This window comes from Haladaptatus sp. W1 (assembly GCF_001723155.1).
GTDB lineage: Archaea > Halobacteriota > Halobacteria > Halobacteriales > Haladaptataceae > Haladaptatus > Haladaptatus paucihalophilus.
The window spans coordinates 1-8844 of the sequence record NZ_MEIH01000282.1; the positions used below are offsets into that span (position 1 = coordinate 1).

Genomic DNA, 8844 nt, shown 5'->3' on the forward strand with positions numbered 1-8844 from the left:
GCGGCGACGATGGAGCCGTTCGCCAGCACGTACGAGGCGAACCAACTGGCCCCGAGCGCGGGCGCGTCGCCGACGACGACCCGACGGAGATTTCGCTGGAGGAACGGCGCGAGCGCGTCGGTCGTTGCCCCCAACAATCGAATGGCGAACAGGAACAGGAGTATCGTCACGAGCAGTCGCACCGAGAGGACTACCGTCGGCTGTTCGGGCAATCTGTCGTGAACGGAGTCCCAACTAATGTGTCCCCACCGGAAGGACGTACTCCGTAGACCGTCTAAATGGTTGCCCCGAATCTGACGCCCATGTAGAAACCAACGACATAAATCGAAGATAGGAACGGAATCGGAATTTTCTCGCACGAATTTACACCGTTGGCCTCGAATCTCTCTCAGTCCCAGAACGCTTGCGTCCGGGCGTACTGCCGCTCTCTGGCCAAAATATCGCGGTAGAAATCGTCCTCGTCTTCCCTCAATTTGGCGATTATTCGCGCCGCGTTCTGCGGGCCGACGCCGCGGGCCGCGAGCGCGATGACGGCCCGCTTCCCGTGACTTTGGACGAGGTTCGCGGCGTTGTACGCCCGCCTCGTCATCTTCTCTTGTTCCTCGTCCTTGTCGTCGGCCCGCACCGCTTTGACCACCTCGTCGGCCCACGGATTGAGCGCGGCCACTCTGGTCGAACCGCACTGGACGCACTTAGGTTGGTCGTTGACCTTCCCGACCTCCGTCTTGCGTTGCCACTCCTGACAGTGCAGGCAGAACAGGATAACGCGGTCGTTTTGGATTCGCTCTCTGACCGTCTCGATGACGCTCGCGTCGGCGTTCTCGGGGGCGAGCAGTTCCCGTCCCGAGGAACGCCCGCCGCTTCCGACCGGGGTCCGCCCGCCGGTCGTGACGATTTCGATGTCGCCCGCCCGAATATCGCGGAGGAGGTCCGCGGTCGCATCGACGGCGAGGTCGTCGTGGAACACTTCTCGCACCGCTTCGTCGTACATCGGCGTGTCCTCCAGCGCGCCGAGAAGACGGCCCATGGAGACGGGACCGCTACCCTCCCAGCGGTTCAACGCGCCGAACTTCGCGGCGACCTGCGCGAGCGTGAACTTCAGGGTGTCCGAGCGCTTGAGCGAGAGTTCGATGAGCGGGCCGACGTGCTCGGGGTCGGTCTCGTGGAGAACTTCGACGACTTCGTGTCCGTCGATTTTGGCGGGAACGTCCAACTCGATTCGGTAGGGGTCGATGTCCATCCCGACCGAGGACCCGGTTCGCTGGCCGACCAGCGATGAGAGGACGCGCCCGAACGTCTCGTTCACCTTGTGGCCGAAGCAGGCGTTGACGACGATTTTCCCGGCGGCGAACTCCACGACGATTCGATCTGCCGTCGGAACCGGTGCATCGGTCTCGGCCTGCCTGTCGAGTTGCGAGAGCGCGGATTCCGCGGTGTGCTGGTCGGTCGGGTAGCGGTTCGTGAACTCGCGGGCTACCCCCTCGCGCGGTGCCTCGCGCTCGAACTGCGGTCCCGCTACGGCGCGCATTTCACCCACTTCTTGGGCCACCTCGAACGGGACGGGTATCTCCTCGCCGACCCACGAGGGAACCTCGCCGCCGGGGTCCTCGATGGGCGAGACGTTGACCCGACTCTCGTCGTCGTCGATTTCGGCGATGCGCCACATCTCGCCGCGCTGGATGAACACCTCGCCGGGTTCCGCGAAGTTGACGACGAACCGCTCGTCCAGCGTCCCGATTTGCGACCCGCTGGCGATGTCGTGGACGGTGTAGGTCTCCTCGTCGGGAATCATCGACAGGTTGGCGTAGAAGTACTGCCACGTCTTGCCGGACTTCTCCAGTCGGTCGGCCTCCTCATTCAGCCAGACCAGTCGATTGCTCTGCAACTCCCGCACGACGCCCTTGAACGTCTCCTCGTCCAAGTCGCGGAACGGATAGGCTCGCGTGACGATTTCGTAGGCGCGCCGGGCGTCGATTTCCCCGAAGTCCATGACCAGACCGACGATTTGGTTTGCGACGGTATCCAGACTTGCGTGGTGGATGTGGGCCGGTTCCACGTCGCCGTCCGTTGCCTGTCGAGCGATGGCCATCGCCTCCAGCGCGTCGTCAGGGTTCGACGTGACGATGGTCCCGTTCGACACCTCGTCCATTCGATGGCCCGCCCGTCCCACGCGCTGGAGGAGACGGGCGACCTCCCGCGGACTCTGATACTGGACCACGTGGTCGATTCGCCCCACGTCGATGCCGAGTTCCATCGAGGAGGTACAGAGCAACGCGTCGAGGTCTCCGTCCTTGAACCGGTCCTCGACGTCGATTCGGGCCTCCTTGGAGAGGCTTCCGTGATGAACGCCGATGTTCGCGCCGAGTTCCTTGAACCGCGACCCGAGCGCTTCGGCCGTCTGGCGCGTGTTGACGAAGATGAGCGTCGAATCGTGCGTCTCCACGATGTCCCGAATCGCCCGGACGTGGCTGGCGATGTCCGGGTTCGTCATCAGTTCCCCCGCCAATCGCTCGTCCTCGTTCGTGATTTTGGGTTCGTGCACCCGGAAGTCAACCTTGCTCCCCACGTCCACTTCGATTATCTCGCATCCCCTGTCGCCGGTGAGGAACTTCCCGACCTCTTCGGGGTCGCCGACCGTCGCCGACAGGCCGATTCGCTGGAACTCGCCGGAGAGTTCCTGCAGGCGTTCCAACCCGATGGTCAACTGCGCGCCTCGCTTCGCGCTGGCGAGTTCGTGCACCTCGTCCACGACGACGTGATGGACGTCTTCCAGCGCTTTCCGCAGTTTCGACCCGGTGAGCATCGCCTGCAGCGTCTCCGGCGTCGTCACCAGCACGTCCGGCGGGTCGTTGGCTTGCTTCTGGCGTTGGTAGTCCGTAGTGTCGCCGTGGCGCACGTCGATTTCGATGTCGAGCGTCTCGCCCCACCACTCGAGTCGCTGGCGCATGTCGCGGTTCAGCGCCCGGAGCGGCGTGATGTACAGCGCCGAGATGCCGAAGCGGGGGTCGGTCCGCGCAACATCGTCAGACGCGGTCTGACTGGCAGTCGAGCGTTGCTCGACAAGGAAATCGAAGACGGGCAACATCGCAGTCTCGGTCTTGCCCGTCCCGGTCGGTGCGATGACGAGCCCGTTCTTTCCCTCCGCGAGCGGCGGAATCGCACGCTTCTGTGGCTCCGTCGGCGTCGAGAAGCCTCGCTCGGAGAGCGCCGACCGAACCTCAGAGCCGAGCCGCGCGAAGGCGGCAGAACCAGCGGCCTGCCTGTCCTGCATCGTGGTTTTCGTTGGGAGCGAAACGAATTAAGCGCGTTGCCTACCTCGTGGGTGTGGTCGTTCCGTCAGGGTTCCACGACCAGTTTCCCGAGGAAGCTCTCTTCCAACACGTCGCGCTGTGCCTCGTCCACCTCGTCCAGTGAGTACGTCCGGGCGATTTCGGGGACGACTTCGCCGTCCGCCACGAGTCGGGCCAACCGCGCCAGCACCGCCGAAATGTCCGGAGTATTGTACATGCTCATCAGCGTTATCGTCAGCTCCTTCGAGCGCGCGGCGGGGACGTTCTCGAACCCGGCCGCCACGTCCTCGTTGCCGATGCCGACGATGCGGGCACCCGTCGCCGCCACGTCCGCGTCGAACTGGAGGTAGTCGTCCAGCCGGTGGTCGAGGATGACGTCCGGTTTCCCGGCCTCTTCCACCGCCTCCGCGAGGTCCTCCCTGCGGTAGTCGAGCACCGTGTTCGCGCCGACCGCTTCGAGGCGGTCGTGGTAGTCCTCGCTCGCCGTCGTCGTCACGCGGGCACCGGTCGCGGCCGCGAGTTGCACCGCGACGTGGCCGACGCCGCCGCTACCGCCGTGCACGAGGCAGGTTTCGGCGGGTTCGAGGTCGCCGTGGTCGATGAGCGCCCGCCACGCCGTGACGCCGACGAGGGCGACCGCCGCGCCCTCCTCGAAGCCGACGCCATTCGGAAGGTGAGCGACCGTATCCGTCGGCGTCGTGGCGTACTCCCCGCACGTTCCGGGTCGGTCGTTCCCGAGGCCAGTACCGAACACCCGGTCGCCCTCCTCGAACTCCTCGATGTCGTCGCCGACGGCTTCGACCTCGCCCGCGAAGTCCGACCCCGGAATCCACGGGAGGTCGCCGGGCGAGTACGACCCCTCGCGGAAGTAGGTGTCCACGGGATTGACCGCGGCGGCGCGAACCGCCACCAGCAGTTCGTCGTCGTCGGGTTCCGGTCGGTCGATGTCGTCTACCTGTAGCACGTTCGGCCCGCCGTGTTCGTGATAGCGTACTGCGCGCATGTGTGGGGTCACGATGGGAAGGAAAATAAGTCCGCAGGGGTCACAGTGACAGTATGTCCCCAACCGACGCGCCGAACCACATCGCCCATCGCGGGTTCGCCGACGACTATCCCGAGAACACCCCGCTCGCGTTCGAGCGGGCGGCGGACAGCGCCGACGCCATCGAGATGGACGTCCAGCGGTGTGGTTCCGGCGAACTCGTCGTCTTCCACGACGCGAAACTCGGGCGGTTGACCAACGAACACGGATTGGTCCAAGACACGCCGTGGTCGGTGCTCCGGGGCCTCTCGATTCAGGGTTCGGACGAGACGGTTCCGTCGCTGGAAACCGCGCTCGACGCGGTTCCGGCGGGGACGGCCATCAACCTCGAACTGAAACACGTCGGGATGGCGGACCGAGTGCTGGACGCGGTGGGGGCAGTCGAAAACGAGATACTGCTGTCCTCGTTCGACTCGCGCGTTCTCCGGAACCTCCGGGAACGCGACGCGGACGTTCGACTGGCCTACATCAACCAGCGCGGGCCGAACTGCATCGACACGGCCGTCGATTTGGACTGCGCGTGTGTGCACCCCCGAGCGGACCTCTGCGACGCGTCGTTCGTGGCGCGAGCACACGAGGCCGGATTGACCGTGAACTCGTGGACGGTGGACGACGAGGAAGGGGCGGCCACCCTCGCGGAGGCCGGCGTCGATGGTATCGTTTCAGATACGTCGGCGGTCTTCTGAAGTCTCCGATAAAAGGGCGGTAAATACGGCGAAATAACCGACGATAGACCATCCGGCCGGACGTCAAAACCGGTCGCGGGAAAAACCACCTTGGGCGTGAACCGGCGGGATTTAAGCGGCGCGGAAACCCCCTTTCGAACGCATGAGGCTACACGAGTATCAGGCGAAGGAGGTGTTTTCCGACGCGGGAATTCCGACGCCGGATTCGGCACTCGCAGAGAGTGTCGAGGAAGTCGTCGAAGCGGCGGAGGACATCGGCTACCCTGTCGCGGTAAAAGCGCAAGTACACGTCGGCGGCCGCGGAAAGGCCGGCGGAATCAAACTCGCTGAAGACCGTGACGAGGCCGAGGAAGCCGCCGAGGACATTCTCGGAATGGACCTCAAGGGATACACAGTCGAACAGGTGTTGGTCGAAGGTGCCGTCGATTTCGTCAACGAACTCTACGTCGGCGTGACGATGGACCGCGGCGAGGGCAAACCGGTCGCCATGGTCTCCACGAAAGGCGGCGTGGACATCGAGGCCGTCGCCGAGGAGACGCCCGACGCCATCGCGCGGGAGCACATCGACCCGGCGTTCGGCATGCATCCGTACCAGGCTCGTAAGGCCGTGTTCGACGCGGGCGTGGACAAGGACATCGCCATGGACGTCGCGGGCGTCCTCACGACGCTGTACGACCTCTGGTCCGACAAGGACGCGAACGACGCCGAAATCAACCCGCTGATGGTCACCTCGGACGACGAGGTTATCGCGGCCGACGCGGTGCTCAACATCGACGACGACGCGCTCTTCCGTCACCCCGACCTCGCCGAGATGGAGGAGGACTCCTACGAGGACGACCTCGAACGCAAGGCCGGTGAGTACGGCTTCGACTACGTTCGACTCGACGGCAACGTCGGCATCATCGGCAACGGTGCCGGACTCGTCATGACCACGCTCGACCTCGTGGACTACTACGGCGGCGAACCCGCCAACTTCCTCGACATCGGTGGCGGCGCGAAAGCCGAACGCGTGACGAACGCGCTCGACATGGTGTTCTCGGACGAGAACGTCGATTCGGTCGTCTTCAACATCTTCGGCGGCATCACCCGCGGTGACGAGGTTGCTAAGGGTATCAACGAGGCGCTCGAATCGCTCGACGAGATTCCGAAACCCGTCGTCGTTCGACTCGCCGGGACGAACGCCGAGGAAGGAATGGACATCCTGAACACCGACCTCGTTCAGGTCGAAGCGACGCTCGAAGACGCGGTTCAGCGTGCCGTCGAAAACGCGGAGGAAGAACAATGAGCATTCTCGTCGACGACGACACCCGAGTGGTCGTCCAAGGTATCACTGGCGGTGAGGGCAGTTTCCACACCGAACAGATGATGGAGTACGGAACGAACGTCGTGGCCGGTGCGGTCCCCGGCAAGGGCGGCCAGGAAGTGCAGGGCGTGCCCGTCTACGACACCGTGAACGAAGCGGTCGAGGAGGAGGACGCCGACGCGTCAGTCATCTTCGTCCCGCCCGCGTTCGCCGGAGACGCAATCTTCGAGGCGCTCGACACGGACCTCGACCTCGCGGTCGCCATCACGGAAGGCGTCCCAACGCAGGACATGTCGAAAGTGTACAAGCGCCTCTCGGAGACCGACACGCGCCTGCTCGGCCCGAACTGCCCCGGCATCATCACGCCCGGCGAGGCCAAACTCGGTATCCTCCCCGGCAACATCTTCGAGTCCGGGAACGTCGGTCTCGTCTCCCGCTCGGGGACGCTGACCTACCAAGTCGTGGATAGCCTCACCCAGCGCGGTATCGGGCAGACGACCGCCATCGGCATCGGCGGCGACCCGATCATCGGCACGGACTTCATCGACGCCCTCTCGCTCTTCGAGGACGACCCCGACACCGATGCCGTCGTCATGTGCGGCGAAATCGGTGGCGAGGACGAAGAGGAAGCGGCGGCGTTCATCGCCGAGAACATGGACACCCCGGTCGCTGGCTTCATCGCGGGCCGCACCGCCCCGCCAGGAAAGCGCATGGGCCACGCGGGTGCCATCGTTTCCGGCAGCGGCACCGGCACCGCCGAGTCCAAAATCAACGCCCTCAACGACGCGGGCGTCCCGGTCGGCGACACCCCCGAGGAAGTCGCGGACAACATCGAAGACTTCCTGTAAGCAGTCCTCGAACGGTTCGATTCTCGTTTCTTTTGTCCCGCGACTGTATCGCTCGTCAGTCGAACGCTCGTTCGAACTGTCGGTCGGATGGTCGTCCAAAACGTCCTTCAACTCGTCGGGGGCACCATTCCGACGGCGATGGGGCTGTTCACGCTCGCGTTGTCCCTCTTTTCGGGGAAACCGGTGCTGTTCGTCGGGGGAGCCATCGGCGTCGGGTTGGTCCTCTTTTCCGGAATCGTCAGCTATCGGGAGGCTCGAAACCGAGGAAAATAATTTTCCTACCGATACCCGTTCGGTTTTGTATGGATGATGTCGAACTACAAAAACGACTTCGCCGAATCGAGCACCGACAGTATCTCATTCTCTCCCTGCTCGTCGTTCCGTATCTCGCCGAACTGGTCGGTGTTTGGGTCGCCGGTCTATTCGCCATCGTGGCCGGATTCGCTGCCTTCACGATAGTCGTCATCCACCGTCTAAACGACCGGAACACGGCAGGAGGGTAATCGATATTCAGAATCAGCGCCGACTCGGGGTGCCCATCTCGTAGTCTGAAGAGAGGTCCAGCAGTCGCTCGACCATCGTCGGAAGCGTTCGCAAGCGGACGGTGTTCTCCTCGTGGTCGATTTCGATGAGTCCCGCATCGGCTAACTTGGGGAAGTGAGCGTGCCTGAGACTCGTCATCACACGGTCGTGTGTCTCGGCCGTGACTTCCATTCCGTCCGTTTCGTTGACGATAATTTCGGCCAGCGCGTCGTGGTGAACCGCGCCGTCGAACGTTTCGAGAAGGTGGTAGAGAACGAGACGACGGCGATAATGAGAGAGAACGTCGAACGAACGACTCAGTGGGGGTCCGTGGTCCATTACACATGCTTCCTTTGCCTCCCGAGGGGTTTGTCCGCTGGTTTACGTCTCAAATCTTTATATAGTGTCCTCTGTCACGCTGTTCTCGACCAGCGCGGCGGTCCCTTTACGCAGGCGGACCGACAGTGCTTGCGCGCTAATGTCGAATTCCTCGGCGAGTTCTTCGAGCGTCGTCCGTCGCGGTACGTCGAAATACCCTGCTTCCAGCGCCCGGCGGAGCGTTTCGTGCTGGAGTTCCGTCAACTCCATCCCGCCGGAGTCGTCCCCGCTGCTGTACAGCGCATCGACGGAGAGGGTGTCGTAGTTGTCCTGCCACCAGTCGACGAACGAAGCGAATGCATCGCGGTCGGGAAACCGGAATCGGACCTCCCACCCGTCCCGCGTCCCGACCGCATCCAGCAGGACGCCGCCGAGGTCGACCCACACCTGATTCGACGACGCGGCACTCACCGCTTCGGAGTAGTTCGCACGATAGAGCCGACGGTCGTCGTCCTCGGCGAGCTGTTCGAACTCCGCAATCGACGAATCGTCCGCCATGGCCGCTTCGAACCCGTCGTGGTCGTCACCGTGAGCCCAGAACAACAACTGGACGGTTTCCTCCGAACCGACGCTCCGCTCGCGCTCCACCTCGATAGTCACGTCGGGATGCGCCGCAAGTGTAGATTCGAGAACAGGTGTTTGCATGGTGATTTCGGCGATTATCACATGTCCTCCCAAACGGTGAGGAGATAAATCTTTCATGGTATCGCCAATTTTCGATTTCGTTCCAAGATTTGCAGGTTTTTGTGTGTGTGGTGTTGAAACTGAATGGTTT

9 protein-coding genes and 1 pseudogene are annotated in these 8844 nt (G+C 63.3%); 5 read left to right on the forward strand and 5 right to left on the reverse strand.

Annotated features, from left to right (window positions below):
* The 3 genes and pseudogenes from BG842_RS13295 to BG842_RS13305 form a co-directional block, all read right to left on the reverse strand.
* A pseudogene (locus tag BG842_RS13295) lies at positions 1–212 on the reverse strand (sodium:phosphate symporter); the annotation flags it as partial.
* Between the two features lie 176 nt (positions 213–388).
* Positions 389–3271 carry a DEAD/DEAH box helicase gene (locus BG842_RS13300; protein ID WP_069451103.1) on the reverse strand — a complete coding sequence of 961 codons (2883 nt, stop codon included), beginning with the start codon at positions 3269–3271 and terminating at the stop codon, positions 389–391.
* 65 nt (positions 3272–3336) lie between these two features.
* Positions 3337–4293: an NADPH:quinone reductase gene (locus BG842_RS13305; protein WP_069451104.1), complete on the reverse strand. Its 957-nt coding sequence runs from the start codon at positions 4291–4293 to the stop codon at positions 3337–3339.
* Positions 4294–4346: 53 nt separating this feature from the next.
* On the opposite strand from BG842_RS13305, the gene BG842_RS13310 reads away from it, so the two are divergent.
* The 5 genes from BG842_RS13310 to BG842_RS13330 all read left to right on the forward strand — a co-directional run bounded on the left by BG842_RS13310 (position 4347) and on the right by BG842_RS13330 (position 7672).
* Complete coding sequence (locus BG842_RS13310; protein WP_069451105.1) at positions 4347–5018, forward strand: glycerophosphodiester phosphodiesterase; 672 nt, start codon at positions 4347–4349, stop codon at positions 5016–5018.
* Between the two features lie 142 nt (positions 5019–5160).
* Complete coding sequence (sucC, locus tag BG842_RS13315; protein WP_007980340.1) at positions 5161–6303, forward strand: ADP-forming succinate--CoA ligase subunit beta; 1143 nt, start codon at positions 5161–5163, stop codon at positions 6301–6303.
* Complete coding sequence (sucD, locus tag BG842_RS13320; protein WP_007980342.1) at positions 6300–7169, forward strand: succinate--CoA ligase subunit alpha; 870 nt, start codon at positions 6300–6302, stop codon at positions 7167–7169. The genes sucC and sucD overlap by 4 nt, the downstream gene beginning before the upstream one ends.
* 87 nt (positions 7170–7256) lie before the next feature.
* Positions 7257–7442 carry a hypothetical protein gene (locus BG842_RS13325; protein ID WP_069451106.1) on the forward strand — a complete coding sequence of 62 codons (186 nt, stop codon included), beginning with the start codon at positions 7257–7259 and terminating at the stop codon, positions 7440–7442.
* Between the two features lie 29 nt (positions 7443–7471).
* Positions 7472–7672, forward strand: a complete 201-nt coding sequence (locus tag BG842_RS13330) for a hypothetical protein (RefSeq protein ID WP_069451107.1) — start codon at positions 7472–7474, stop codon at positions 7670–7672.
* A 13-nt stretch (positions 7673–7685) separates the two neighbouring features.
* On the opposite strand, the gene BG842_RS13335 is transcribed toward BG842_RS13330, so the two are convergent.
* Positions 7686–8030: a hypothetical protein gene (locus BG842_RS13335; RefSeq protein ID WP_069451108.1), complete on the reverse strand. Its 345-nt coding sequence runs from the start codon at positions 8028–8030 to the stop codon at positions 7686–7688.
* 57 nt (positions 8031–8087) lie between these two features.
* Entirely contained in the window at positions 8088–8735 is a 648-nt protein-coding gene (locus BG842_RS13340; RefSeq protein WP_083252520.1) for a helix-turn-helix domain-containing protein, read from the reverse strand.
* Positions 8736–8844 lie beyond the last annotated feature (109 nt).

Coding starts and splice junctions, on each gene's coding strand:
- BG842_RS13300 (WP_069451103.1), bottom strand. CDS start 3,271: ATGCAGGACAGGCAGGCCGCTGGTTCTGCCGCCTTCGCGCGGCTCGGC.
- BG842_RS13330 (WP_069451107.1), top strand. CDS start 7,472: ATGGATGATGTCGAACTACAAAAACGACTTCGCCGAATCGAGCACCGA.
- sucD (WP_007980342.1), top strand. CDS start 6,300: ATGAGCATTCTCGTCGACGACGACACCCGAGTGGTCGTCCAAGGTATC.
- BG842_RS13335 (WP_069451108.1), bottom strand. CDS start 8,030: ATGGACCACGGACCCCCACTGAGTCGTTCGTTCGACGTTCTCTCTCAT.
- sucC (WP_007980340.1), top strand. CDS start 5,161: ATGAGGCTACACGAGTATCAGGCGAAGGAGGTGTTTTCCGACGCGGGA.
- BG842_RS13305 (WP_069451104.1), bottom strand. CDS start 4,293: ATGCGCGCAGTACGCTATCACGAACACGGCGGGCCGAACGTGCTACAG.
- BG842_RS13325 (WP_069451106.1), top strand. CDS start 7,257: ATGGTCGTCCAAAACGTCCTTCAACTCGTCGGGGGCACCATTCCGACG.
- BG842_RS13310 (WP_069451105.1), top strand. CDS start 4,347: ATGTCCCCAACCGACGCGCCGAACCACATCGCCCATCGCGGGTTCGCC.